This window comes from Kordia sp. (assembly GCF_022447245.1).
Taxonomy (GTDB): Bacteria; Bacteroidota; Bacteroidia; order Flavobacteriales; family Flavobacteriaceae; genus Kordia.
Map to the genome: position 1 here is coordinate 85,542 of NZ_JAKVBC010000012.1, position 26,652 is coordinate 112,193.

Genomic DNA, 26,652 nt, shown 5'->3' on the forward strand with positions numbered 1-26,652 from the left:
GGTAATGAAAGTCAATATTCTGAAATTCCTGTTATGAAAAATAACAATGAAATTGTATCTAATTACAAAGAACATACGGACGGTATTTTTAAAAGCAGAATAACCTGTATTTCTTTGTGGTTTGAATACAGAAACACTTATTAGTTGGCCTGAAGATGCTTTTTGGAAGTTTTCTATTCATAAAAAGATTTTATGGGCTTGGTCTGTTGCACATGCAAATGCGATTGCCAATTATATTGATTCAAAAAACAGAGATGAATTTCAAAGTGAATTTTCAGCGTCATTGTTTCACATTCCTGAATATTTCAAGTTAGCAAAACGACGAGAATATATTGTAAAGTAAATTAGAACAGAAATGATAAAATACAAGCTAGATACATAATCAATGGAGAAACAAAATTCTTTTAACCGTGTTTTAGAGCTTTACATAAGTAGTATTTTATTATACTTCGTACAAATGATCATTTGAGTTTTCGTTTTTGCGGAAGTATGGTTTAAAAACAATAGTGCTTCTCCAAATGCTACGATTTTAGTCTTAATTGGCGGTTTATATTTTATGGTGTTTATAATCATTGTGAATTTTATTCAATTTATTGTTGTTCCATGTAAAAAACTACATTCCGTAGCCTATTTGTTTCCTATTTTAATAATGCTTTTAGGACTTATTTATGATATTATTATGCACGATAGCCACACAAACATAATTGCTGTTTATTGCGGGTCATATATACTGGCTACTATTTTTATATATGCACGTTATCTCAGAAGAATATAAACTTTGATTAGATTGAACCAATAAACAACATATATAAATTGAAAAAACACTATTTTTAGTGTTTATTATTCTACCATTCAAGTAAGATTGAACCCTAAAATTAGTAGTTAGCAAATGAAATCTCTCCTCAAGTTAAGCCTATTGGCTGCTATATGCATTACAAAAGTACAAGCACAAGATTTTGATTTTAAAGCAATTGGCTACATAGAAATTGATTCAAAGCGAATACAAAAAACAAAGATTAAAAGTATCAAAGAAGATTCTGACTGTTATATAGATCAAGAGAAACCTCCTTTTAAATTTGAAGACTGTGAACAGACATACAAAGAAAAGTATGATAAAAATGGAAATTTGGTTTCGTTAAAAACCTATGAAGAGAATACTTTACTAAGTACCACAACGTATGAATATGAAGGTAATAGAATTGTAAGTGTTGTGGAAGATGATGGGGAAGATGTAGAAAAGAAAGTATATATCTATTACTTAACTGGTAAAGTGATGTTTAAAAAAGAATATGAAAACAAAAAACTACACATTGTCACTTCGTACAAATATAATACGCAAGGCTTGGTATCTGAAGAAATTTACGAAAATTTAGACGCCGAAGGTTTTGGTAGCATACCGTAAAAAAAACAGTCTGTAAATACAATGCAAGCGGAAAGTGCATCTACAAAGGTGAGTTTAATAAAGCTGGTGTAGAATACGACGTTCGTACGTATGAATATAGTAACAATGGTCTCACATATGTAGAAAAAGATAAACGTGATGATTCGTATGTAAAACAGTTTGAAGAAACCAAAGATGCCAGCGGAAATGTGCTAGAAAAGATTTCCTATGATTACAACGGAAAGCAAGAAAAGCGAATGGTAAATACCTATGACGCAAATGATAACCGATTAACATACGAAGAATATGATGAGAATAATGTACTTGCACAGCGAATCACAGAAACGTATAACCAATACAATGATGTAAAAGAGTACACTATATTTTATGCAGAAAACTCAAAAACTAGACGCTCCGAGTCCACTACGAAATATTGGTATAAGTACGATAAGAAAGGAAATTGGACGCAGCGTACCACTATTGATAAAGATGGTTATTATTCAGATCATGTGAAGCGTACTAATAGCTATTACTAGCACTTGATATTGACTATATTCAAATAGTAATTAGCGTAACGATTGATTGTAATCTTTATACAATTTCCATGAAAGTTAAATATGCGAAAAGAAATCAATACTGAACATCGTAAATTTTAACAAAACAAGCTATCGGTATAGCTGCATTTATTGGCGGACCAATTGCCGCAGGTTATCTCATTAGAGAAAACGTTAAAGCCATCGAAAAAAACAGAGAAAGGTAACAATATACTTATCACTTCTATTATTGCGACCGTTGCTATTTTTGTGCTTACATTTTCACTTCCAGAAAATATTATCGAAAAAATTCCAAACATAGTTATTCCTGTGGTCTACACATCTGCTATTATTTTTTGGGTAGAACATACCTTTGGAGCTATTTTTAAACAACATGAAGAATCCAATTATAGTTTCCATTCTATTTGGCATGCTGTTGGAGTTGGTGTCGTGTCTCTGTTATTAATGGGTATTGGTATTTTTGGGTATATCTACACGTCTTCCGATTTTAAAACTGAGCAGCTATACACTGATAAAATGCAACAGTTCATGAAAAACAAGCAAGAATCTTTGACTTTTTACAATCATAAAGAGACAGAAAGTAATTTTGGACTGATTCTAGGGCTAAACAAAAAAGTAATTCCTAAATGGAAAGAAAATATCGAAATTATAAAACAAGCCAATGCAATAAAGAACCTTCCTTCTGAGTTAATTGAACAGAATAAAAAGTTACTTAGCTATTATGAATTACGAATAGAAACTTTTGAACTCTTAAAAAAGGCATTAAGCGAAAGTACCGATAAATACAATACGGAATTAAGCATCTTACATGCTAAAATTGAGAAACAGTTGGAAGCTATCAATCAATGAATAACGAAACGTCAATTTTATCAGACTTTAAAAAAACGGTTTTGCAGTGCTAGACCGCATGTATTCAAACATAGAAATAGCACAAATTATAGCATGTATTGAAGATGCTTCTAACGAGCATGAATTGGCTGAAAGTTCAAAACACTTATTTGCTATACGACAAGTTATTCATAAAATTCCAACATTAAAGTCGCTAGTGTTTACAGAAAACCTTCAAACTTTACTAGCTTCTTTGTTTAATGAATCATGTTTTTTGACCAAGGCAATTTATTTTGACAAACCTAGCGAATCCAATTGGTTTGTGGCATATCATCAAGATTTGAGTATTTCTGTAGATCGAAAAGAAGAAGTTTCAGATTATCAAAATTGGACGTTTAAAAAGGGACAATATGGTGTACAACCACCTCTTGATATTTTAGAAGATATTGTTACCATCCGAATTCACCTAGACACAACTGAAAGAGAAAATGGTGCTTTAAAAGTGATTCCTAAATCACACTCTAAAGGAATATACAGACCTGAAACCATTGATTGGACAATAGAAACCGAACATATTTACGAAGTAAAAAAAGGTGGTATAATGTTGATGAAACCCTTAACGCTTCATGCTTCCAACCGAACTACCAATGGCAAACAACGACGTGTTTTACATTTAGAATTTAGCTCTAAGCAGCTTGCTGAGTCATTGCAATGGTTAGAATATTCTAAAAATTTAGGTCTATGAGTTTTAGATCTATCATAACATCCATAGCTCTTATCATTCTCGTGAGTGCATGTTTTTCAGTAGACCTCAAAACACAACAAGCTACACAAAAGAAAAAACCAGCATTTCCTCTATTGATAGATGCTTTTGAAGATTCAGCCATATATTTAGAAACAAACTTTACTCAAAAATCGAACTATAAACCTATTACCTATACTAGAAATTTAGATACAATTATTGTGAATTACATCCTTGATCAAGATATAAGACGCACTAAGACTAAGCATGAAATTCAAAAATATATGCATTATCATCGAATTAATATTATTGTTGATAATGTTACGGGAGCTACCGATGAAAATATAAAAGTTATTGTAGATACCACTACTACAATCAGTAAAGTAAAATATAAGAGATTTAGTCATTTATTTACAAGACACAAAGCATATCCTACATATATCATCAATACGTCTTTAAAAGATACTGTGATTTTAGGATACGACAGCAATATCGATGCTTTACTGGAAGCAAAAAATAGACAAAATGAATGGAAGCGAATTGAAAGTCTTGAACTCATACTTTGCCGTACAGGTAGAGCACTTTTTGTGCTTCCCGAAAAAGATACGATTATTACCGCAACAACTATTTTTAAAGGAAATTTTAAAACGAAACTACGATTGCGACTAGGAAAAGCATATTCCAATGAATTTGAAGGATTTATAAATGAGCAACAGCTTTCATTATCTAATGTAGAATTTTACTAATTATTTTAGAGTTTTTCTTATATTTCATCTTTTATACTTGTTGATATTGCTATGATTACGAATTATAAAAACCTTTTGATCCTTAGCCTTTTAGTTTTTTGCTTTTCTTGTAAACAGACTGAAAAAGAATCATTCCCTTTTCCTAGTGAACACTACACCAACACTACTTTTCCTAAACCTGTTGGTTTTATAAATGATTTTGATAGTATTTTTTCTGATACAGAAGAAGCTAGCTTGTTTAGACTAGTTAAAGAACATGAAGCCAAAACCTCCAATCAAATTGCTGTTGTTACTATCAATGATTTGAAAGGTTATGATGATATCGAAAAATATTCTTTAGACTTAGTAAATTATTGGGGCGTTGGTCAAAAATATAAAAACAATGGTAGTTTAATAACGATTCACAAAAAAGCTCGCAAGATTTGGATTCAAAATGGAGATGGTTTGGTTACGAAATTAACAGATGGCGAAACAGCCTATATTATTCAATCGAAAATTATTCCTGAATTTAAAAGAAATAGTTATTACAAAGGAATTTCTAGAGGTATTGAGGCAATTATTAAAGAGTTAACTAAAGAAGATGAAAACTAGATTTTTAAGATAAAATCAAAAGAATCGTCACTTTTTCATCAAAAAAAATCATTTTAAGCTGTTAATTTTTAAGAACATATACTGGAATTTCTTATATTGCAAGAACCCAATCGATCTTAATAGCCCACTATGAAACTCAAAAGTCTACTGATTTGTATGCTAACTGCGCTTTGTTTTAGCTGCGAAGCTACGCATAGAATGCACACAAAATCTTTCATTGGTCATCATGCTGCCAAAGCTGACTTTCCTATCCCTGTTGGACTCATCAATGATTATGACAATATATTATCTGACGAACAAGAAGCTAAACTTTTAGACCTTATCAAAAAGTATAAGACGGAAACTAATAATGAAATTGTTATTGTTACGGTGACTTCTCTTCTAGATTATACAGGTTTAGTAGAATATTCATTGGATTTAGCAAATCATTGGGGCATTGGACAAAAAGATAAAGACAATGGCGTCTTGATTGCGCTTTATATGAAAGATCGTCGTATATGGATTAACAATGGCGTTGGTATCATGCAAAAATTAACGGACGATGAAACCATGAATATTATTAATAAAATCATTGTTCCTGAGTTTAAGAAAAACGATTTTTATAATGGCTTTGAAAAAGGTATCAAAGCGATTATTAAAGAGCTAGATTCATAAAAAAAGAGCATATATTAATTATACGCTCCTTTTACTCATTATTCCAATATTTTTTTAATGTTTCATCGTTTTAGCAACATGATCTTCATCTAAGATTTCGTTGGTTTCTTCCTGTACTTTTTTGAGGATTTCTTGTAAATCTGCTGTGGTATCAATTTCGTCATCCGCAATCATATTCAATAGGGCTTTGTCTTGTGCCCGCCCAATTTCCATAGCTTTACTGTATGGAATGTCTTCATTAAATGTTACCATGGAGTATTTAGAAAAGTATTGCTCAGGAAATGATTTCTCCAAGTCCATTTCTAACTTTCGCTTTTCTTTAAAAATTGGATTTGCCACATGATCACGCATTTCATAATAATTGTCAATGGCCAAATCGGCAATGGCATCTGTATCTTTTTTACGTGCTTTTTCGTAGGCTTTAAAAACGGCTTGCCAATCACCTTCATGCTGATCTAAAATTTCATTAAAAACAACTACATCTTCAAAAGAAGCATTCATCCCTTGTCCGTAAAACGGAACAATGGCGTGTGCTGCATCTCCCATGAGTAAAGTGTTATTTTTATATGACCAAGGAGAACATTTTACTGTTCCCAATGCTCCTGTTGGATTTTCAAAGTATTCTTTAGTCAACTCAGGAATCAACGGCACTAAATCAGGAAACTGTGTTTCAAAGAATTCTTGTACACGTTCATCTGTTGTTAAATTGTTGAAATTGTATTCTCCTTCATCATACGATAAAAACAGTGTTACCGTAAAGCTTCCGTCCAAGTTTGGTAAAGCAATTACCATATATTCGCCGCGTGGCCAAATGTGTAATGCATTTTTTTCGGTACGAAAACCTCCTGTTGCTGATGGCGGAATACTCAATTCTTTATATCCGTGATTGAGATAATTTTGTGAGTAACTAAACAAGAATTTACGTTCTAGATAATAACTTTTACGTAAAACAGAACCTGCTCCATCTGTTCCGATAATTACATCGGCTTGCAGTGTAAATTCTTTTTTAGTCTCATAACAATAAAATGTTACGCTATTTTCTTCAATATCGATAGCTGTACATTTTTTGTTGAACGAAATATCAACAGCTTTATGTTCTTCTGCTTCCGTTAGTAAAAGTGCATTCAAATCACCACGAGAAATAGAATTTATATACTCATCATCTCTCCCTGAATAGTTAGACATAAATGTATTTCCTTCTATATCGTGTACCAAGCGTCCGTGCATCGGAATACATAAAGGCATTACTTTATCTACAATTCCAACCATGTTCATGGCTTTAATTCCTCTGTCTGAAAATGCTAAATTGATTGATCTTCCTGCAGAAATATCTACTTTTCGTAAATCGGGACGACTTTCCATTACGGTTACTTTATAACCACGTTGTCCCAAGCGTAATGCTAATAAGGAGCCGCACAAACCTGCGCCAACAATAAGTATATTTTCTTTCGTGTTCATATTATAAACATTTTTTAAGTTCGTATACCATTTTATAAACATCTTCAAAGGTATTGTATAATGGAACTGGCGCACAACGAATTACATCTGGTTCGCGCCAATCAGAGATAATATGTTTGTCCATCAGTTTTTGATGTAATGATTTGTCAGCATTTTTAACTTGAATCGATAATTGACAACCTCTTTCTGCTGGATTTGAAGGTGTAATAATTTTAATGCGATCAGTATCTACCTCATTGATTAAGTATTCAAAATACGCCGTCAAGGTTTCCGATTTTTTACGCAAAGTGTCCATTCCAACTTCGTTAAACATATCTAGTGAAGCTTTGATGGCTGCCATAGATAATATTGGTGGATTACTTAATTGCCAACTTTCAGCTCCAGGAATTGGATTGAAGTCATATCGCATGTTAAAACGTGTTTCCTTATCGTGTCCCCACCAACCTGCAAAACGATTTAGATCTTTGTTATGCGCATGTTTTTCATGAACAAATAATCCTGCCAAACTTCCTGGTCCAGAATTCAAATATTTATATGTACACCAAGCTGCAAAATCTACATTAGAATCATGCAGATTCGGTTGAATGTTCCCCGCTCCGTGTGCCAAATCAATTCCGACCATTGCTCCTTTTGCATGTCCGAGTGCTGCAATCTTTTTAATGTCTAAATATTGACCTGTGTAATAGTTGACACCGCCAATCATCAATAAAGCAATTTCGTCCCCTTGTTCTTCTAGCATGGTTTCCAAATCTTCCATACGAAGTAATTCTTCTCCTGCTCTAGGTTTCCATTCTAACAATCCTTCTTTTGGGTCGAATCCTTGAAATTTTAATTGCGATTCTACCGCATAACGATCGGATGGAAATGCATCACTTTCAATGACAATTTTAAATTTTGTTTTGGTCGGTTGATAAAATGAAACCATCAACAAGTGTAAGTTTGTTGTTAATGTATTCATGATGACAACTTCAATAGGCTTTGCACCTACTATTTTTGCCATGTTTTCGGTAAGAAATTCATGGTATGGCATCCAAGGATTCTTCGCGTCAAAATGTCCTTCTACGCCTAAATTTGCCCAGTCATTTAATTCTTGCTGAATATACTCTTGCGTAATTTTAGGTTGTAACCCGAGTGAATTTCCACAAAAATATAACCATTCGTTTCCGTCAGCATCTTTGGGTATATGGAATTTAGTACGGTAATTTTTAAGAGGATCTTTTGCGTCTTGTTCTTGTGCGAACGCCAATGTATTTTGAAACATGATGAATGCTATTTTTCTCAAAAATACGTATTCCATTTTTCTAAAAAAACTCAAATGCGAATAAAGTAATTTAACAGTCACTTTATTCGCATTTGAGTTTTTTTTATTTGTAGCCTATAAATCCTTCTTTTCCTTCAAGTGCTGCTACTACATACTTTTTAAAATCCTCATATTCTTTTGGAAGTATTATATTTTCTTTATCAACTTTTGCCTCTATTTTTACATTTAACTGATTGTCCTTTTTTAAATCATAAACTATTTTGTAGGAATGTTGTTTGAATGTTATTTCAATATTTTCTGGATACTCAATAAATTTCTTTCCTTCAGGAATAATTAATTCGTATTCAGTTATGTAATTATCCACATTTTCATATTGAATATATTCAATTGGATAGTTTCTAGTTTCAAAATTAATAATACTGCTATTGTATGCATTTGCAATTGGTGGCAACTGGAATACGGAGATGGATCCTATTTTTTTACTTTTTTCTTGCCTACTCGCTACCGTTCTATATTTAAATACAGAGCTTTCTCTTTTAGCTGTGACATCCATAATGGTATCAATAGTAATATTTCCTCCTACTCGTCCTATTAAGTTATCTTGAAGATCGTTTTTCATTAGTTTATAATCACGATTTCTAAGTATTGAAGAATAGTATGAAACAATTTCTCCCTCCAAGGAAGTTGTTATATCAAACACTTGTTTTTCATCATGTATGGTAATTTTCGCTTTGTTTTTGTAAACACTTGGTGTGCGTTTGACATTTTTTAATTTTATTAAATCGGACGTATTTTTTGTCTTTGAGTCAAATGGAATTTTTAAGGCTGTAGCACCTTGTAAGCTTACTGGTAATGCTTTAAAAGGTAAATCTTTATCTGTCAATTCTAAGAATTGAGTTTCGCCGTTCAGCTTCACTTCAGCAATACAATGATTAAAATCTTGAGTTGGTAATACCAATGAGTTTTGTCCATTATCTGAAGTTAAAATCAAGACAAGATTGGTATCAAGTTTTGCTTTTTTCCCTAATGCTACAAATAACGTTGAGAAATCTTTACAATCACCAAGTTTTGTTATAATGGTTTTTGAAGGTTTTTGCGGAATGAACCCACTTTGTCTAAAACTTACATAACTATAATTGAAATTGTTGGTGATGTAGTAATAGATGCGCTTTGCGCGTTCTTCTTCAGACAGTGTAGTAATATCTTTTTCTGGAAATAGTTTTGCAAAAACTTCTTCAACAGTAGTATTAAGATCAATTTGTGTACGTACTAAATCTGAGTACCATTTTGCTATTTCATTCCAAGAGTCAATTGTGCTTATGTGTAAAAAACGTGCTACATCTACATCTCTTGGCATGTAGTATTCTGGTTTAGGTAATACTTCCGGCAAAATGATTTTCCAAGTATATGTATCATAATCACCACTACTTGTTTTCTCATGCTTTAATTCTCCATTGACAACTTTGTAGTAGAAGTTTTTCTGCTCTTTTGGAATCATAATACTATAGTTGGTCTGTACGCATGGCACATAGGAATCAATTTGAAATACATCCGTATAATCTTTATAAAATCTTCCATTTCCACTAAAGTTGATTTCATAATCTATGTGAATAACATCTCCAACTGCCAATCCGCTAAATACCAAATTCGAATTTTGTTTATCTGCTGGCACTACAGAGCCACTTTTTTGTACTATTTCCGATTTGATAATATTATAACTTCCTGAAAGTCCTAAGTTGTACTCCTTAAATGAATTGATACCTTCTTCTGTTAGAATTTCATAAATAATAGTTATACGCTCTTTTCCTCCACCTTCTTTAAATAACACAACATCTTTATCATCTAACAAGATGGTATACCCATAACTACTGGTTTTGATTTTTCCGCGTTCTTTTTGTATGTAACTATATATTTCAGGCTCATGCAATTCCTCTAGAAAGTCTTTTTGGTTCTGAAGGTCTTGGATTTTTTTACGCAATTTTGAATTCTCCATATTATGCAATAATGAAGCCTTATATGCTTTAAGTGCCTTTTGCTTTTTTCCAAGTTTCATATAAACATCACCTTCATAACGATCTGCTACAAACGAATAAGGAAAGTTTTCTTTTAGTTTTTTTATGTAAGGTAACGACTCTTCATAACGATCATACTTGTGAAGCTTTTCAATAATTTCACGAATAATTAGATTACTGCTTTTTAGGTTTTCATCTACTCTTTTGTATAACTTTAAAACCTTGTCCTTTTTATTTTGTTTTTCATAGTAATAAGCAAGCTGATTTAATGCCGTAAAATCGAAATGATCTCTTGTTAAATCTTCTAAAATTTTGATAGTTTTTTCTTCGTCTTTTAAAATAGAAGCATAAAGTGGCGCATAGGTGTTTAAAAGTTTTGGATATCCTTTAGCAATGTCTATTAATTTTTCCATGTTAAGTACCAATCCTTGCTGATCGGAATTGCGCAGTTGTAACATAACATCAGCTGATACTTTGAATATTTCTAGGTCGGTAGATTTAGCAAAACGCTTCAATAATTTTTCCATTTCGTTTATATCCATACGAAATAATTCATTAGCGTTTTGAAACTTGTACATAAGTGACACATAGTAATCTGGATCGTCTAAAGAGAAATTTTCTTGAATTTTTTCAACGGTCGTAAAATCTTCTTCCAACGTAAGGATTAGCATGTTTAATTTGCGAAGTATTGAACTTTTCGGATACTTTTTAAGTAATGGATTTATAATTTTTCTAGCTTTTTTAAAATTTTCATTTCTCAGGTACAAATTGATCAAACAATAATCATAGAAAAAGTTGTTTGGATGTGCTTCTTTTTTAGAATTAAAGAATTTTTCAAAAATATTTTCAACTGGCTCGGCATTTAGTTTTGCTCCTTTTTTATAGCTTTTTGTGGTATTGCTGTAAGTTAGATTTTTTATAGGTAATCCGTCAGTATCTGTTAGTCTGGCTATGAAATAACTTGTTGCGTTTTTGTCTGCATTTTTTATTAACAAACGACTTGTGCCTTTTGGTAGTGTAAATGCAACTGCATACGCGTCTAAATCCGTTTTTACATTATCGGAATTCATGAGTAATCGCTCATCATTCACCCAAACCTTAAAAGCACCTGAATTTCCTAAACGCAATACTACTTTTCTGGTTTCTTTTGAGGTAACAAATGTTTGCGCATAGTTGACTCCACTTCCATATTCATTATGATTTGTAAAAAATATATAGCCGTCTTTGCTTTGTTCTTTTGGCACATACCAATTTACAATACCATTGCTATTTGCATTAAATCCGTTTTTGGATACAGCATGCCCTTCTGGTTCATATATAATATCTAAACCGCTTTCATTTAAATTTTCAAAAACTCCGCAATATTGCCAATTATAAATGAAGTCCATCTTCTCGATATTTTTATAATATCCATCAAAATCATTAAAATGCCTGTTTACGATAGCATTAATATACATCATAGCATCTTTAACAGTCTGGTTGTTAAAATTAGCTTGACTTGCTTCTTTGACATTTTGTACATTACTAGGATTAAAGCCTATTTCTTGGTATCTATCAAAAAAGTATGTTTCATTCCACAATGCATACAAATACATTTCAAAATCTTTATCATTAATTACTTTTTTGATAAATTCTTCGTCGCGGGAAAGCTTTCCATTTTCAACATTTAGGATTTGTTCCGTTGCAAGCATCTCAAAATCCTCTAAAGATTTTTGTTTTTTAAATTCTTCTAGAGCTTTTATACGGTTATTTTGCAAAAGAGCTTCCCAATATTCTTTTTCTTGTTTTTGTGCTATACAATTTAGAGAGATAAAAAATGCTAATACAATTAGCCAGTATACTTTTGTCATATATTTTATCAAAATTTTCTTATATCTGCTAAAGTAAGTCCTTTTTCTTTCAAGACAAAAATAAACCCATAAGCGTTATTTTAAATCTACATATGTAGTTTTACCTTCTTACTGAAGTAGTAGTTGCAATCATCTTTTAAATTTTTATTATTAATTAATATTTTTGCACAAATTCAAGAGTTATGCATTTTATTCCAGAAGCTTTAGATGAGTATGTGGTTGCTCATTCTGAGAACGAACCTGATTTGTTGAAAGCGTTGACACGTGAAACCTATCAAAAGGTTTTACAACCTCGAATGCTGAGCGGACATTACCAAGGAAGAGTCTTAAGCATATTGTCTAAGTTGATTCATCCAAAAACCATTTTAGAGATTGGAACCTATACAGGATATTCTGCCTTGTGTTTGGCAGAAGGAATGCAAACTGAAGGCGAATTACACACGATTGACATCAATGAAGAGTTACACGATTTTCAGCGTAAATATTTTGACGCTTCTGATTATGCTAATAACATTCATCAATATACAGGAAATGCTTTAGAGATTATTCCTGAAATGGACACTACTTTCGATTTGGTATTTATTGATGCAGATAAACCAAATTATCCAGCCTATTTTCATGCCATTATTGAAAAGATGAATCCAAATGGCGTGATTTTATCCGATAATGTATTGTGGAGTGGCAAAGTAATTCAAGATTTGCAGAAGAATGATATTTCTACAAAAGCGCTTTTGGAATATAATACACTTTTAAAAGAAGATCCGCGTGTAGAAACTGTTGTATTGCCTATTAGAGATGGATTGACGATTAGTAGAGTTTTATAGTTTTTGGGTTTTAGGTAATAGGTCGCTATGCTTTTAGGTACTTCTAGTTTACTTTTTAAAGTTTTAACCTGCCTATTTAAAATATAAAAAAGCCGTTTCAACGTATATTGAAACGGCTTTATATTTGCTTATAGTTACTCTTTAAAGTTTATTATTTCTTAACAAACTTCTTAGTAATGATGTTTTCTCCAGAAACAAATCGTACGAAGTAAGTTCCTGATGTGAAATTAGAAACATTAATACTCGATCCATTTTCTAGTTTAGACATTTCTTTTACTAACATTCCAAAAGCAGAGAATATTTTGATATTATCTATTGGCATGTCTAAAGTATCTACTTTAAGGATATCTTGTGCTGGGTTTGGATAAAACGTAATTCCTTCTCCATCTTCATCACTTAACTCATGTGTAGTGATAGCTTGTGGTTCAGGTGTTGGTTTGTCTACTGGTCTAGTACCATTGACAACTCTGCTACGTCCTGTATTTCCTGTAATAGTCACAGCATCAATATATATGCGGTCTCCGTTACCACTTGCATCACATCTAAATCTAAATTGAGCATTAGAACTAAAGTTTAATTGTGCTGTATCAAGTGTTACTGTAGATGTGTAGAATTGGTTATTTTGGAATTCTGATCCACTAGCATAGGTAGCGACTGTTTGCCATCCCGAACCATCATTGTATTGAAGCCAGAAATCTTCACCATTTTCCATACTATTTGGGAAGAAGAAGAATTCAACATCAACTGTTTGGAAACTTGTCAAATCAAAAGCCTGAGATGTCATTGTAGAACTGTTGGTATTGTCTCTTAATCTGATAGAATACAATCCTTCATACGAGCGTGTTCCTTGGTAACGGAAACTATCACTTCCGCCATCAACCCAATTATCCCATCCAGTTTCAAAGAAACCTTGTGTAAGTACTACACTCCCTGTAGAACAAGGATCACAGAACGAACCTCCACAATCTATGCCTTCTTCATCTCCATTTTGAATACCATCATCGCAAGTTGGTCCTCCTGTTCCATCTTGTATTACAACCGTATAATCTTCTACTTCACCATAGGTAAATGTTTCACATGAGGTTGGAATACCATTGTACTTCATAGACACTCGCATTCTTGTTGCTCCATTTGTAGCAGCACTTGGCACTGTAAAGTTTCCGCTTACAGGCGTATTTGTTGTTGGTGATTGTGTCCAAACTTGCTCACCTGCATCTTCAAAATCACCATCTTGATTGTAATCAATCCATACTGAATATCCTTCACTATAAATGGTTCCTGTCCAAGTTGGAGTGACCGTAATTGTATATTGAGAGTTTTTATCAAGTGTTGTTGAAATCCCTGTAAAATCAGTATAAAACTGACCTCCAGAAGCATTGTCAATCGTATTTAACTGTACTCGTCCAATGAACTCATCACTAATATTGGTACTAGCTGAATCACAATATGATATTTGTACATCTAATGTTGTTACAGTCACCGTATTACTATTCCCTGAAGTATTTCCTGCACCATCTCTGGCTACTACATAGAAATCATAACTTGTTAATGCTGTTAAGCCAGTTACTGTGTATGAATTTCCAGAAGCTGTACCAATTAAATTACCATCCTGATATACATCATATCCGTTAACTGCTACATTATCTGTTGAAGCTGTCCATGACAAGTCTGTTGTTGTATCTGTTGTATTAGAAGCAGATAAATTTGTTGGAGTTGATGGAACTTCTGTATCCGGCGGTCCAGCCTCAATTTTGAATGCTGCTACGTGACTTTTTCGAACTTGATTCCCAGGACCTTTCATATACTCAGCAATATGCCAGAAAGTCATATCATCCACTGGATCTACAGTCATTTGCGCATAATCTCCATAACGACCATCAAATCTGTTATTTTGCGCATCACCATCTACAATATTTTGTTCTGCAATAGTCATTGTTCCTAAGGGATCCGACACTTGACGTCCGGTGTAACGTAAAGATGTGTATACAGTACTACTTACAATTGTATAAGCTAAACCTATATTTCCTTGAGCATCCATACTGATACTTCCACAGAAAGTACTATAGTTTGGTTGCGAGTACGTTCCTTCTTGATAAATTGTCCAAGGTTGTCCATCACTAGATTGTCTCAATTCATACCATCTGATACCTGCTTTGCTATCATTTCCACTGATATCAACTGCAAAGTTTAATACTGCGGAATTGTAGGTGCCAAATCGTCTGTAATTCGTCATATACATCATAGTAGCCTGCAATGCATCGATATCTGGTCCGTTCCCTGGTTCATCTAGATTTTGGAATGATCCATTATCAAATACTGAATCGAAAGGTGTTGTATTAATTATTTGTGGAGATGAGATTGAAGAACTACTTGGATTATTCCAATTGACGCTCACATTCCATACTTTTAAATGATCTTGAGAAATCCCTGACCAAGCATCATCTTGTAGATAAATGATAGGCTGTGGCGTTCCCACTGGCGGTAAATTTGGTCCAATACAGTTGAATCCTCCTGGACTGTAAAAACCGCTAGTCGCAGCATTTGGAAGTGGAAACCCTACAATTTGAGCATTTGAATTCCCTACTAACATTTCATCTCTTTCTAATGCATAAACAACATCTCTACTGTTGACATTACCAGAATCTTTATTTGCGGTAATATAATAGCCATCACTCCATACAGACATTTTTTCGTAGTCTGGAAATGATCCAGTATTAAAACGATACGTATACCATCCGTCATTCACAGGATCTGGTCCTTGACAAACCGCAATTAGGATTCCATTTGGTGTATTACTAAACTGCATGATAATAAAACGATCTGCATAACGATCATAAACTACTACAGGGTCTCCCAAATCTTCATTAGGAAATAAAGTTGCTAAAGAAGCTTCAGGAACTAATACATTTCCTGATCTGTCTAAAATTCCGAACCCAGAATTAAATGCATATACATAATGGTTGGGACCTATTGCTCCCGTAGGATCATTAAGTACTGTTCCTGTATGAGCAGGAAAATCAACTACAGGTGCTCTACCTGCTGACTTTGGTACACTTGCTTGTTGTTGAAGTAGTGGATCTCGTCCAACGGGAAGACCTTTGCCTTCAATTACAATGTTACTTCCTCTTCGTTTAGGAGGAGCTACATGTTCTTGTCCTTTTGCTGCAATGATATTATCCATTTTGGATAATGCCGGAACTTCTACCATGTAAGCAGCTTTAGCTGTTGATGATGCTTTTAAAGAGCCTGGTTTTTGTGCTTGAACACTAAACACACTCAACAAAAACAACAATAAAAAATAGTTTGTTTTCATAAACATTAGGTTGATTTTTGGTTATGGTTAATTTGTAGGGCTATTTTATGGCTTTCTAAATTAGATGTTTTTTTTGGCAAGTGACACGGTTTTTTTTGTACTAAAAGTAAGGTCAAAACGTAACAAAAACTGCATATAATGTTTATTTTAAAACAATTACATCAAAAAAAGTTATACTACAGTTCAGTGTAGACCAAAAAAAACTCTCGCCATTACGACGAGAGTTTCTCCCTATTTACTAAACTAAATATGCCAACTGTTCTATTGAACTGCCTGCAATGCGTCTATATTTCCATATCCGTACTGTGAGTTTTTGTTTGGATAGAAATCTCCAGATTGTTTCAATCTGTTTAATACCTGTGTTTTTGACCAGCCAGGATGTCTTGACCATACTAGAGCCGCAATTCCTGCTGTTGTTGCCGTTGCTACTGATGAACCTCCAACATAGTCAGTTTGGTTATTATAGTAACTTAATACTGGCGTTGTTCTACTTCCGTTACCATCACGCTGCATTACTATTGTAAAGTCAATTTCGTTTCCTTTGTGACAAATATCGCATTCTTCATAGTAATTTGCATCAGTTACTCCTGTTACAGCAACTGTTTCATCCATCCATGCTGGAAATATTACACCTACAAAGTTAGTGAAACTTGTTGAAGTTCCACCAGCTGCGAAGATTAATTTTCCCCGATTATTTGCATATCGTACCGCATCCTTGATTCTACCTACAGAAAAAATGTGTCCAATAGACATAGAAATTACTTTTACATCACTTCTATTTCCTAAAGCTTTTAACGCATTAGCTACACCTTTTTGTTCATGATAACCGTCTAAAAGTACGTTTTTTGTTCCACGATAACTAATTAAATTTGCATTATATGCAACTCCAACTGGCATTCCGTTGTTATTTCTTGGCGCAGTCGCTACTGCTGTCATACTTGTTCCATGTCCACAACGATCATTTGGACCATCAGTATTGGATGACCAAGGCCACCAAGAATCTACATAAGTTCCATATTTTTGAACATATCTTCCAGAGGAGTAGCCATCATTAAAGCTTCCATTCATTAAAGAATTGTTTGGTGTTAAACCTGTATCAATAACACCAATTCCAACACCTGCTCCTGTACTATAATTCCATGCAGAAGGAATGTTGTGTTCATAAAAAGTCCAAGGGACTTTTGCTCCTGGTGCAACTGTTGTATAATCTGCTGAATTTAGTGTTTCTGTATCGTATCCGCAACCAGCGCCAGATTTAGCGGTTACTTCATGGTCTAAATATCGGTAACCTGTTGGTTCTATATAACGAATTCCTTTTTGAGACAATAAATCAGTAACGGTTTCTAAATCTTCTACTTTTACATCAATGATGTTTAGTTTGTTATCTTCATCAATTAAAAAATCGCTTGTTTTCTTTTGTCCATCTCCTTCTAATGCAGCAATGCGTTGAATGAGTCGGTTTTTAATTCCATCAGCATTTGAGTTCTCTTTGTTAAAATCATTTTCATCATTTCCATATCCTATTGTTAGGATTTGATCTCCATGTGTAGTTGCACTCCATATAGTATGTGCATCCATTTTAGTCCACTCAAATCGTTCACGACTGGAAACAGTTTCATTGATTTTAGCATTAATTTGAGTTGGAGTAAGTGGCGTACGTTGTAAAGAAACAACATTACTTTCTTCTTCTACGATTTGGGTGTTTACATCTTCAGAACAAGAAATCACGCCGAAAGCAGCCATAAGTAAGGCTAACTTCAGGTTAAGGTTTTTCATAATTTATTATTGATTGGTTAAAATTTCAACCAATATATTAATAAATTCACAATTTTACTATGCATGCATTGCAAATTCGATGAAATGCAACTCCAATAATAATTCCTACTATAATTCCAGTAAAGATATCTGAAGGGTAGTGTACACCAAAATATAATCGGCTATATATGAAGAGAATTGGCCAGATATATAACAAGCGTATCCATGAGAATACATGTCGCAATGTTAAGACTAAAAAAATAGTTAAGGCTACAGAAACAGTGGCATGTCCTGAAAAGAAACTATAATTTTTCGGTTGAATTATGATGTTGAGAAATGGTGCTACCGTAGGATCGTTACACGGACGCATACGTTCTACGCCAATCTTAACAGCTTCTACAATGAGTAAAGAAAAAAGTAATATAACAATACCGCAACCTATAATATATTTTGCTTGCTCTTTGGTAAATTTCTTGTGGATTTTATAGAATATGAAAATTATGAGCGGAATCCAATAGATGAATTTTGTTGTGAAAAGCCAAAAGGTCTCAAATTTCATATCACCTAAATTGTTTAGGTAAATGAGTAGTTCTTTATCGTATGTCAATAAACTATCGAGCATTAAAATTGCCTTTTGATAGGTCCTGACATGTCTTCGATATCTTCCTTTACTTTGTTTATTTCGTTTTGAACATCGCTTGCAATGTCAGTATCTAATCCGTTATCTTCAGCACTTTTTTGGATTTCATGCTTTATTTCGTTGGTTGCATCTTTTAATTGACGCATTCCTTTTCCTAAACCTCTTGCAATTTCAGGAATTTTATCTGCACCAAATACCATGACCACAATTAGCATGATTACAAATATTTCTCCACCACTAATAAATAATGCCATATTTTGTTCAATTATTATACAAATATAATCAAGTAAATAGTATGATATAAAAAAACCAGCTATGAAGCTGGTTTTTTTTACTTTTTATGTCTTGTGACAGTTATTTCTTCTGTTTGATAGTATTCTTTTCCTTGAACTTGTTAAAGTCTGACTGACTTTCTTCGTTTGGCCACATATTGTTTGAGGTATCAATATCAGCAGTTTCAAGTTTTGGATCTAGTTGTAAGTTTTGGATTTTCTTATCTGAGGCAATCACTACCTTAGCACGATTATCATTCTTTCTCCAAATCTGCACAGGATATTTCATCATTTCTTTAGATCCGTCTTCATACGTACACTCTACAATGATTGGCATTACCAAACCTCCTGGTTTGTTGAAAGCTACTTCATAGAAATATTTTGGATCGCCCATAGTGGCTCTTTCTTCTGCAGAAAAGTTATCCATTAAAAACTCTTTTAAGTTTTCATCGTTTTTCACTACTGATTTTCCTTCGTTTTCTTTTTTGTAGCGATCATCATCTTCTGGAACAAAGTATACAAAACTTCCTCTTCCTGTTTTACGTGTTCCTACTTGGAATTTCTTTACACTTTCGATTCCGATGTCTACGAAGTCTGTTGTATAGAACCAACCTCTCCAGAACCAATCTAAGTCATATCCTGAAGCATCTTCCATTGTTCTGAAGAAATCTTCTGGTGTTGGATGTTTAAATTTCCAACGTTGTGCATAGGTTTTAAATGCATGATCAAAAGCTTCATGTCCCATAATAGTTTCACGCAAGATATTTAATCCTGTAGCTGGCTTTCCGTAAGCATTTGGACCTAATTGATATACATTTTCTGGATTTGACATGATTGGTGACAAACGATCTTGTCCTCCTTTCATATATGGAACTATTTTAGAAGGCTCTCCTCTTCGTGAAGGATATTTTCCACCTGTTGATTCAACCGATTCAGGATGTGCTTTTGCAAAATCTTGTTCTGCTAAGTATTGCATAAAAGTGTCTAATCCTTCGTCCATCCATCCCCATTGACGCTCATCTGAGTTTACAATCATAGGAAAAAAGTTGTGCCCTACTTCGTGTATAATTACACTGATCATTCCGAATTTTGTACGTTCAGAATAACTACCGTCTTCGCTTGGGCGTCCATAATTCCAACAAATCATAGGATATTCCATTCCTTGATTTTTAGCATGTACAGAAATTGCTTTGTGATATGGATAATCGAATGTATGATTTGAGAACGTTTTTAACGTACTCACAACAGCTTTTGTAGAGTATTTTTCCCAAAGTGGATTTCCTTCTTTAGGATACATAGAAACTGCCATCACTTTTTTACCGTTGATATCTACAGCTTGCATATCCCAAATAAACTTACGTGAAGTGGCAAAAGCAAAATCTCTTACATTTTCAGCATAGAATTTCCACGTTTTCTTTTTATTTGAAAAATCTTTTTCAGCAGCTTCAGCTTCTTCTTGAGTTACAATGATTATTGGTTCGTCATACGAGTTTAATGCTCGCTGATAACGTTTCATCATTTCTTTAGAGTATACATTTTTTCTATTTTGTAACTTTCCTGTTGCATCTAAGATATGATCTGCAGGAACCGTAATACTTACTTTATAGTTCCCAAATGGCAATGCAAATTCACCATTACCCCAAAATTGATAGTTTTGCCAACCTTCAACATCATTATAAACCGCCATACGCGGAAAAAATTGTGCTATTACATAAGCACGGTTTCCATCTTTTTCGAAAAACTCATAACCAGAACGACCTCTTTTTTTGACGTGATTGTTGATGTTATACCACCATTTGATTGAGAATGAAACTTTATCACCCGATTCTAATGCTTTTGGTAAATCAATTCGCATCATTGTTTGATTGATGGTAAATGACATTGGCTTTCCCTTGGCATTTTTGACATAATCAATATTGAATCCTCCATCAAAAGGATCTGCTACATAGCTACCTACAAACGTAGATGTTCTTTGTAAACGCGGAATACGGGCTCCATTTTTTAATTTTGCTGGTGAATTTTTAGCTCGAACATTTTGATCAAGTTGTACCCAAAGGTATTCTAAATCGTCAGGAGAATTGTTTGTGTAAGTAATTGTTTCAACTCCATATATTTTTTGGTTTTTATCATCCAGTTCAATCTCCATTTCATAGTCAGCTTGTTGCTGATAATATGCTTTTCCTGGAGCTCCTGAAGCTGTTCTGTACATATTTGGCGTCGCAAACTCTTGATAGAGTTGTCTAAACTTATTGTTGTTAATATGTCCCTTAGGCTTGTCTTCTTTATTCTCTTGCGCAATAACAAGATTAGCTCCCATAAAAACGAAAGCTAGGATGTAGAAATGTATGCGTTTCATTAGGCTTGTAAAATAGGTTTGTGTTTTTTTAGGTCATAAATGTAACCATTTTAAAAATTTTTTGTTAAAAATTTAACAAACCTTTATCGTTTTCTTTGATTAATAATAAGCTTTTACGTGTATTATTGATTTTTACATGCACCAAATTCTGTTGATCTTCTTCTATTTCGTAGAGAATTGCGTTTTCAATTTCGAGTGATTTCACTTGATCAACTCCTTCTATTTCAAAGTAACACACCGTTACATCTTCTTCGTATTTTTTCCCTAAAAAGTTAAATGTTTTTTGTTCTCCATTAACCCAAATTTTAATCTTTTTAGTTAGATATTTTTGCATCATTCCTTCTACAACTTGTAGATCTTTTTCAGCAGTTAATTCTTCTTTTAAATCATAACGCTCATTGAGGACACGTTGAAAATCATCGATAAAAATACGTGTTGTTATCTGTAATGCTTTGTCTGTTTTGCTATGCTCAATATTAGTTACACTTACATAAAACTTATGCACGGTTGTAAATGCGAATAATGGAATTGCTAGAAATAAAAAAAAAATATTGCGAATTTTCATGAACATATATGGATTTTAGGTACTGTCACAAAGATATCCAAAAAGCATTCCAAATAAAGGATTTTAGACTGTAAGATCTTTTTAATTTTTAGATTTGATAGATTCAAGATAATTTTTGCTTTGTTTTACCATAAAATCAATCATCAAGAATTCATTTTTATCTAAGAAAATATCTTCTGACGGCATTTGATCATCGCAATAGTACAAGAATTGACTAATTTTATCTTTTGGAATACCTAAGTTACTTATAAAAAATTCATCTTTGTAGCGGTAGCGAATTTCATTAAAGCTTGTTCTTAGATGAATTGGCTTTGTTTTTTCTTTCTTTTTCTTATTTCCTTTAAAGATAGAATTCACAAGCATTCCAACCAATCCAAAAATGTTTGCTCCTTGAAAATTAGTTTGTCCTAATGCTGTATTTTTCACTTCCGAATAACGGTCATCCGCAAACTGATAGTATTTATATTTTATAATTTGTTCCTCCTGAAAGTCTAAAAACTTTTCTTCATTTTCTGGACTAATTACAACTTCGTCCAATGCTTCTACTTTTTCTTTAACCTCAACAACCAAGCGATTATTATTGATAATTTTATCTGTAATTACGATTTCCCTGATGTTATATTGAACTGAAGAAAACACTAAAATATCATCTTTTTTAACGGCAATTTCAAACTCTCCTTTTTGATTGGTAGTCGCTCCCTTACTCGTTGTATTATTTACAATATTGACACCAACAACTTTTACATCTCTGTAAATAACAGCTCCGCGTAAGATTATACGTTCCGAATCTTGCGCAAGCATAAGAGTAGAAATGAAGAGAGAAAATAGGAGTAATTTTAGTTTCATATACATAGGTATTGTTGGTTATAATAGTGTTGTTTTATTTAGGTTATAAAGAACTAGATTTTTGTCCTTAAAATAATGTCAATAGACATTAAACTTTTGTTAAAACCTTTTAATCATTACTTTTACAATTCACTGTAAATTTTAGTTTACAGCTTATGAAATGAGCCATTACAATTTGTTGATACTAATTGATATGATTATTGGCTAATTCCATCTGACAGAATTAATTTAAAAAAAATAAACAGATGAAAAACATCATTGTTGCTAGTACCTCTACAGTTCATGGAAGCGGTTATTTAGCTTATATTCTTGACGAACTGACTTCCTTTTATAAAGATACGGAAGAAATTTTATTTATTCCCTATGCACGTCCCGGAGGAATCACTCATGAAGAATATACCAATGCCGCTGCGAAAGCTTTTGAAGCAATAGGAAAAAAAGCACGTGGTATTCATGAGTTTGAAAATCCTGTAAAAGCAATAGCTGATGCTGAAGGAATTTTTACAGGTGGCGGAAATACGTTTTTATTGGTTTCTCAATTATACAAACATGAAGTAATGCAACCGTTACGAGATGCTATTATTGATGGAACTCCGTATTTAGGGACAAGTGCTGGAAGCAATATTTGCGGACTTACCATGCAAACAACAAATGATATGCCGATTATATATCCACCGAGTTTTAAGACTTTAGGTGTGATTCCTTTCAATATAAATCCGCATTATTTAGATCCTATTGAAGGCAGTACACACATGGGAGAAACTCGCGAAACTCGCATCAAAGAGTTTCATAAATTCAACACACTTCCTGTAGTAGGAATTCGTGAAGGAAGCTGGCTTCGTGTCAAAGGTGATCAAATAATCTTAGAAGGTCCACACAGCGCTCGCATTTTTGAACAAGGTAAAACATCTTATGAGCTTCCCACAGGCTCGGGAGTTCAATTTGTGTAATACAAAAACGGCTGTTTAATATCTTTTAAACAGCCGTTTTCTTTTTGAACTCTCTGTTTACGTTGATCATTAGAAGCTATCATAACAATCAAACTAAAAAAGTTGTAACATAAAAAAAGCCAATTCGGACTGAATCGGCTTTTCGATGAGCGAGAGACCGGGTTCGAACCGGCGACATTCAGCTTGGAAGGCTGACGCTCTACCAACTGAGCTACTCTCGCATTAGCGGATGCAAATATAGAGAATTTAGATTTTTATTTCCAAATGTTTTTTTAGATTTTTTTCAAAAAATGATACCCTCTAGCTATAAATCCCTGATTATAATAGAACTTATGTGACGGAAAATTTTCCACGTAGGTATTCAATTCTATAGCAGTAACTCCTTTTTCTTTACCGTAAGCTTCGATCCAAGCAAATAATTGCGCTCCTATTCCTTTGCTCCTATATGTATCTTCAATGTATACATGATCGGGCTCTAAACTTTTCCCGCAATAATGACGTGTCATATTCCATAAACCAAAACAGCCTATTAACTCATTTTCATCATAAATTCCAAACGCATCATAGTTTTGAGATAACATTTCTTCAAATCGTGCTTTCAACAAGTCCGTTGGAACTTTTTGACTGTTCATAACATCAAGATATGGCAAAATGATATGAGCTTCTTCCTTGGGGAGTAATTTAAACGTAATTTGCATGCTGTGACTTTTTATCCAAAAATAATTTATTTCAGTGAAAAGCAACTCCCAAATTAGTTATACTTTTGAAGAATAAGCTAAATTTTGTGATTATGGAAACTCCACATTTTACGATTAAAGAAATTACCGCAAAAACTGCTTTTGAAGTTCGTCATCCTGTGTTGCGAACTGGAAAACCAATAGAATCTTGTCATTTTCAAGGTGATGACTTGCCTACCACATTTCACTTAGGCTATTATATAGGTGAACAATTGACAGGTGTTGTGACTTTAATGAAAAATTCGCACGCAACACTAAACATTGAAACTGCTTTTCAATTACGAGGAATGGCTGTCTTGTCTACTTTTCAAAAACGTGGTATTGGTGATGCTTTGGTTAAAAAAGCAGAAGAAATGATTTTGGCTCGCGGCGGAACTTTTATCTGGATGAATGCCCGAGAAATTGCAGTTCGTTTTTATGAAAAATTAGGCTATCGAAAACATGGCAAACCTTTTACCATTCCTAAAATAGGACTTCATTTTGTGATGATTAAAACGCTGTAAAAAGAAGATTAACGACTTTTTAACGCTGCTCCAAAGGTAAAAAGAGTATTTTTTGCCTTCAATCATCAATCAGAATGGCATTCCCTATGAAAAAAATTATTTTCTTATTCGTACTGACGAATACACAATTGTTTGCTCAAAAACAGCCAAATTTTACTTTTGAAAAAGAGGTAGCAACACCCAAAGTTTTTTTGCAGTTGCCTGAATTTAAAAACATCAATGTACGTGATATGGCAATTTCACCAACGAATGATGAAATTTTCTTCACACTGGATGCACCAAAAAATGCTTTCAGAACTATTCTGACATCAAAAAAAATAAATGGAAAATGGTCTGCTTTTACAATAGCTTCTTTTTCTGGAACCTATCACGATATTGAGCCTGCTTTTTCTCCCGATGGAAAGCAATTATTTTTTGCTTCTAAACGACCTATTGGAAACAAAAAAACTCCTAAGAAAGATTATGATTTATGGGTGGTAACTAAAGAAAATGGTGAGTGGAAAAACCCAATACGTTTACCAGAAACGATCAATACAGATAAAAATGAATATTATCCTTCTGTTGCAAATAATGGAACTATTTATTTTACCGCAGAACGCTCTGATGCCAAAGGAAAGGAAGATATTTATAAAAGTGAGCTTAAAAACGGAACATATCAAACTCCTGTAAGTTTAGGTGCTGGAGTCAATACTAAAACTTATGAATACAATGCTTATGTAAGTCCAGATGAATCTTTTATTATTTTTGGTTCGTATGGTAGAAAAGGTAGTTTAGGTCGTGGCGATTTGTACATCAGCTTTCGCCAAAATGATGTCTGGAAAGAAGCAATTCATTTAGGAAAATTAATAAATTCTAATCAAATTGACTATTGTCCGTTTGTGAGTTTTGATAAGCAGTATTTTTTCTTCACAAGTGAAAAAAGTACTATACAACCGATGCATCAAAACATGTCCATGAAAAAATTAAAAGAAGTAATTAATGAAGGTAGCAATGGAACTTCAAAAATTTACTATCTTTCGTTTGATAAATTATTAAAATCACTTAAGCTTGAATAGAAAAAACTTCATGAAGCTACTAGGGCTTGGAGCTGTTGCTTTGCACAGTTTTACAAGCATGGCATTCAGTAAGAAGCAAACCAATGCTTTAGAACTCATTGGTAAAGGAAAGCCAACCGTGTATGGAAAAGGATTTTCTTTACGAAAAGAAGCGTATGATGCTTTTGTAAAAATGTGCGCCGCTGCTGCAAAAGATGGCTTTGACATTTATGTAGTATCAAGCTATCGTACATATGCACATCAAAATAGAATTTGGGAACGTAAATACAAACGCTTTACCAAACAAGGCTTATCTCCTATTCAAGCGATTAAAAAAATTATCACCTATTCTACCATTCCCGGAACGTCCAGACATCATTGGGCAACTGATATTGATATTATTGATAAAAATGCAAGCTATAGCGGTGATGTATTAGTTCCAAAAAAGTTTCATGGCGATGGTCCATTTTGCAAACTTCGCGAATGGTTAGAAGAACATGCCAATTCGTTTGGTTTTTATATTGTATATACTGATCATGCACATCGTAAAGGTTTCAAATACGAACCTTGGCATTATACTTATGCGCCGATCTCAATTCCTATGTTAAAAGAGTATCGAAAACTAAACATTAAAGAAATGCTGCAAAAAGAAAAGTTGATGGGAAGTGAGCATTTCAGCGAAGAGTTTATCAATTCGTACATTAAAGAAAATATTCTCGATATCAATCCAGAACTTTTATCCTAAGGTTTTATACTTTTATAAAACATCATATTGAATAC

The 26,652-nt window shown here is 33.3% G+C and carries 23 protein-coding genes, 1 tRNA gene and 1 pseudogene; 13 read left to right on the plus strand and 12 right to left on the minus strand.

Annotated elements, in window-relative coordinates:
* The first annotated feature begins 121 nt into the window (after positions 1-121).
* The 8 genes and pseudogenes from MK119_RS10260 (at position 122) to MK119_RS10295 (ending at position 5,496) form a co-directional block, all read left to right on the plus strand.
* A complete protein-coding gene (locus MK119_RS10260; RefSeq protein ID WP_290677966.1) occupies positions 122-343 on the plus strand; it encodes a hypothetical protein in 222 nt (73 codons plus the stop codon).
* A gap of 546 nt (positions 344-889) precedes the next feature.
* The gene (locus MK119_RS10265; RefSeq protein ID WP_290677970.1) at positions 890-1,402 is read left to right on the plus strand and encodes a hypothetical protein; all 513 of its coding nucleotides are present in this window, start codon (positions 890-892) and stop codon (positions 1,400-1,402) included.
* A gap of 188 nt (positions 1,403-1,590) precedes the next feature.
* On the plus strand, positions 1,591-1,917 hold the full coding sequence (locus MK119_RS10270; RefSeq protein ID WP_290677973.1) for a hypothetical protein: 327 nt from the start codon (positions 1,591-1,593) through the stop codon (positions 1,915-1,917).
* 150 nt (positions 1,918-2,067) lie between these two features.
* Entirely contained in the window at positions 2,068-2,784 is a 717-nt protein-coding gene (locus MK119_RS10275) for a hypothetical protein (protein WP_290677976.1), read from the plus strand.
* A gap of 43 nt (positions 2,785-2,827) precedes the next feature.
* Positions 2,828-3,508: pseudogene (locus tag MK119_RS10280) on the plus strand (phytanoyl-CoA dioxygenase family protein); the annotation flags it as partial.
* A complete protein-coding gene (locus MK119_RS10285; RefSeq protein ID WP_290677978.1) occupies positions 3,505-4,251 on the plus strand; it encodes a hypothetical protein in 747 nt (248 codons plus the stop codon). The pseudogene MK119_RS10280 and the gene MK119_RS10285, both read left to right, overlap by 4 nt.
* Before the next feature lie 51 nt (positions 4,252-4,302).
* The gene (locus MK119_RS10290) at positions 4,303-4,842 is read left to right on the plus strand and encodes a YgcG family protein (protein ID WP_290677981.1); all 540 of its coding nucleotides are present in this window, start codon (positions 4,303-4,305) and stop codon (positions 4,840-4,842) included.
* A gap of 198 nt (positions 4,843-5,040) precedes the next feature.
* Positions 5,041-5,496, plus strand: coding sequence for a YgcG family protein (locus tag MK119_RS10295; RefSeq protein WP_290677984.1), 456 nt, complete (start codon positions 5,041-5,043; stop codon positions 5,494-5,496).
* A gap of 54 nt (positions 5,497-5,550) precedes the next feature.
* Here MK119_RS10295 and MK119_RS10300 read toward each other — a convergent pair whose 3' ends face one another.
* The 3 genes from MK119_RS10300 to MK119_RS10310 form a co-directional block, all read right to left on the minus strand.
* Positions 5,551-6,954, minus strand: coding sequence for an NAD(P)/FAD-dependent oxidoreductase (locus MK119_RS10300; protein WP_290677986.1), 1,404 nt, complete (start codon positions 6,952-6,954; stop codon positions 5,551-5,553).
* A 1-nt stretch (position 6,955) separates the two neighbouring features.
* Positions 6,956-8,215 (minus strand): kynureninase, encoded by a 1,260-nt coding sequence (gene kynU / locus MK119_RS10305; protein ID WP_290677988.1) that lies wholly within the window; start codon positions 8,213-8,215, stop codon positions 6,956-6,958.
* A gap of 103 nt (positions 8,216-8,318) precedes the next feature.
* Positions 8,319-12,077, minus strand: coding sequence for a DUF3857 domain-containing protein (locus tag MK119_RS10310; protein WP_290677990.1), 3,759 nt, complete (start codon positions 12,075-12,077; stop codon positions 8,319-8,321).
* Positions 12,078-12,259: 182 nt separating this feature from the next.
* On the opposite strand from MK119_RS10310, the gene MK119_RS10315 reads away from it, so the two are divergent.
* Positions 12,260-12,901 (plus strand): O-methyltransferase, encoded by a 642-nt coding sequence (locus MK119_RS10315; protein ID WP_290677993.1) that lies wholly within the window; start codon positions 12,260-12,262, stop codon positions 12,899-12,901.
* A 151-nt stretch (positions 12,902-13,052) separates the two neighbouring features.
* Here the strand turns inward: MK119_RS10315 and MK119_RS10320 are convergent, their stop codons facing one another.
* The 7 genes from MK119_RS10320 to MK119_RS10350 form a co-directional block, all read right to left on the minus strand.
* Entirely contained in the window at positions 13,053-16,214 is a 3,162-nt protein-coding gene (locus MK119_RS10320) for a GEVED domain-containing protein (protein WP_290677996.1), read from the minus strand.
* 261 nt (positions 16,215-16,475) lie between these two features.
* Positions 16,476-17,990, minus strand: a complete 1,515-nt coding sequence (locus MK119_RS10325) for a S8 family serine peptidase (RefSeq protein ID WP_290677999.1) — start codon at positions 17,988-17,990, stop codon at positions 16,476-16,478.
* 46 nt (positions 17,991-18,036) lie between these two features.
* Entirely contained in the window at positions 18,037-18,591 is a 555-nt protein-coding gene (locus MK119_RS10330) for a phosphatase PAP2 family protein (protein WP_290678003.1), read from the minus strand.
* Entirely contained in the window at positions 18,591-18,863 is a 273-nt protein-coding gene (locus tag MK119_RS10335) for a twin-arginine translocase TatA/TatE family subunit (RefSeq protein ID WP_290678006.1), read from the minus strand. Before MK119_RS10335 ends, MK119_RS10330 begins: the two co-directional genes overlap by 1 nt.
* Positions 18,864-18,963: 100 nt before the next feature.
* On the minus strand, positions 18,964-21,237 hold the full coding sequence (locus MK119_RS10340; RefSeq protein WP_290678008.1) for a M1 family metallopeptidase: 2,274 nt from the start codon (positions 21,235-21,237) through the stop codon (positions 18,964-18,966).
* 64 nt (positions 21,238-21,301) lie between these two features.
* Entirely contained in the window at positions 21,302-21,802 is a 501-nt protein-coding gene (locus MK119_RS10345; protein ID WP_290678011.1) for a DUF6702 family protein, read from the minus strand.
* Between the two features lie 81 nt (positions 21,803-21,883).
* Positions 21,884-22,648 (minus strand): carboxypeptidase-like regulatory domain-containing protein, encoded by a 765-nt coding sequence (locus MK119_RS10350; protein ID WP_290678014.1) that lies wholly within the window; start codon positions 22,646-22,648, stop codon positions 21,884-21,886.
* 245 nt (positions 22,649-22,893) lie between these two features.
* Between MK119_RS10350 and pepE the strand changes: the two genes are divergently transcribed.
* A complete protein-coding gene (gene pepE, locus MK119_RS10355; RefSeq protein WP_290678017.1) occupies positions 22,894-23,598 on the plus strand; it encodes a dipeptidase PepE in 705 nt (234 codons plus the stop codon).
* Positions 23,599-23,746: 148 nt separating this feature from the next.
* On the opposite strand, the gene MK119_RS10360 is transcribed toward pepE, so the two are convergent.
* Both MK119_RS10360 and MK119_RS10365 read right to left on the minus strand, forming a co-directional pair.
* Positions 23,747-23,819 (minus strand) — tRNA-Gly (locus MK119_RS10360).
* A gap of 51 nt (positions 23,820-23,870) precedes the next feature.
* The gene (locus MK119_RS10365; RefSeq protein WP_290678019.1) at positions 23,871-24,296 is read right to left on the minus strand and encodes a GNAT family N-acetyltransferase; all 426 of its coding nucleotides are present in this window, start codon (positions 24,294-24,296) and stop codon (positions 23,871-23,873) included.
* Between the two features lie 92 nt (positions 24,297-24,388).
* Between MK119_RS10365 and MK119_RS10370 the strand changes: the two genes are divergently transcribed.
* The 3 genes from MK119_RS10370 (at position 24,389) to MK119_RS10380 (ending at position 26,617) form a co-directional block, all read left to right on the plus strand.
* The gene (locus tag MK119_RS10370) at positions 24,389-24,838 is read left to right on the plus strand and encodes a GNAT family N-acetyltransferase (RefSeq protein ID WP_290678022.1); all 450 of its coding nucleotides are present in this window, start codon (positions 24,389-24,391) and stop codon (positions 24,836-24,838) included.
* Between the two features lie 86 nt (positions 24,839-24,924).
* Positions 24,925-25,893 (plus strand): hypothetical protein, encoded by a 969-nt coding sequence (locus MK119_RS10375; protein ID WP_290678025.1) that lies wholly within the window; start codon positions 24,925-24,927, stop codon positions 25,891-25,893.
* Between the two features lie 10 nt (positions 25,894-25,903).
* On the plus strand, positions 25,904-26,617 hold the full coding sequence (locus MK119_RS10380; protein ID WP_290678028.1) for a M15 family metallopeptidase: 714 nt from the start codon (positions 25,904-25,906) through the stop codon (positions 26,615-26,617).
* Positions 26,618-26,652 lie beyond the last annotated feature (35 nt).

What these genes read in the sequence shown, in the direction of transcription:
- MK119_RS10300 (WP_290677986.1), bottom strand. Translation starts at nt 6,954, where the DNA reads ATGAACACGAAAGAAAATATACTTATTGTTGGCGCAGGTTTGTGCGGC.
- MK119_RS10350 (WP_290678014.1), bottom strand. Translation starts at nt 22,648, where the DNA reads ATGAAACTAAAATTACTCCTATTTTCTCTCTTCATTTCTACTCTTATG.
- MK119_RS10290 (WP_290677981.1), top strand. Translation starts at nt 4,303, where the DNA reads ATGATTACGAATTATAAAAACCTTTTGATCCTTAGCCTTTTAGTTTTT.
- MK119_RS10315 (WP_290677993.1), top strand. Translation starts at nt 12,260, where the DNA reads ATGCATTTTATTCCAGAAGCTTTAGATGAGTATGTGGTTGCTCATTCT.
- MK119_RS10285 (WP_290677978.1), top strand. Translation starts at nt 3,505, where the DNA reads ATGAGTTTTAGATCTATCATAACATCCATAGCTCTTATCATTCTCGTG.
- MK119_RS10375 (WP_290678025.1), top strand. Translation starts at nt 24,925, where the DNA reads ATGAAAAAAATTATTTTCTTATTCGTACTGACGAATACACAATTGTTT.
- pepE (WP_290678017.1), top strand. Translation starts at nt 22,894, where the DNA reads ATGAAAAACATCATTGTTGCTAGTACCTCTACAGTTCATGGAAGCGGT.
- MK119_RS10265 (WP_290677970.1), top strand. Translation starts at nt 890, where the DNA reads ATGAAATCTCTCCTCAAGTTAAGCCTATTGGCTGCTATATGCATTACA.
- kynU (WP_290677988.1), bottom strand. Translation starts at nt 8,215, where the DNA reads ATGTTTCAAAATACATTGGCGTTCGCACAAGAACAAGACGCAAAAGAT.
- MK119_RS10380 (WP_290678028.1), top strand. Translation starts at nt 25,904, where the DNA reads ATGAAGCTACTAGGGCTTGGAGCTGTTGCTTTGCACAGTTTTACAAGC.
- MK119_RS10295 (WP_290677984.1), top strand. Translation starts at nt 5,041, where the DNA reads ATGCACACAAAATCTTTCATTGGTCATCATGCTGCCAAAGCTGACTTT.
- MK119_RS10345 (WP_290678011.1), bottom strand. Translation starts at nt 21,802, where the DNA reads ATGAAAATTCGCAATATTTTTTTTTTATTTCTAGCAATTCCATTATTC.
- MK119_RS10330 (WP_290678003.1), bottom strand. Translation starts at nt 18,591, where the DNA reads ATGCTCGATAGTTTATTGACATACGATAAAGAACTACTCATTTACCTA.
- MK119_RS10370 (WP_290678022.1), top strand. Translation starts at nt 24,389, where the DNA reads ATGGAAACTCCACATTTTACGATTAAAGAAATTACCGCAAAAACTGCT.
- MK119_RS10335 (WP_290678006.1), bottom strand. Translation starts at nt 18,863, where the DNA reads ATGGCATTATTTATTAGTGGTGGAGAAATATTTGTAATCATGCTAATT.
- MK119_RS10310 (WP_290677990.1), bottom strand. Translation starts at nt 12,077, where the DNA reads ATGACAAAAGTATACTGGCTAATTGTATTAGCATTTTTTATCTCTCTA.
- MK119_RS10365 (WP_290678019.1), bottom strand. Translation starts at nt 24,296, where the DNA reads ATGCAAATTACGTTTAAATTACTCCCCAAGGAAGAAGCTCATATCATT.
- MK119_RS10320 (WP_290677996.1), bottom strand. Translation starts at nt 16,214, where the DNA reads ATGAAAACAAACTATTTTTTATTGTTGTTTTTGTTGAGTGTGTTTAGT.
- MK119_RS10340 (WP_290678008.1), bottom strand. Translation starts at nt 21,237, where the DNA reads ATGAAACGCATACATTTCTACATCCTAGCTTTCGTTTTTATGGGAGCT.
- MK119_RS10325 (WP_290677999.1), bottom strand. Translation starts at nt 17,990, where the DNA reads ATGAAAAACCTTAACCTGAAGTTAGCCTTACTTATGGCTGCTTTCGGC.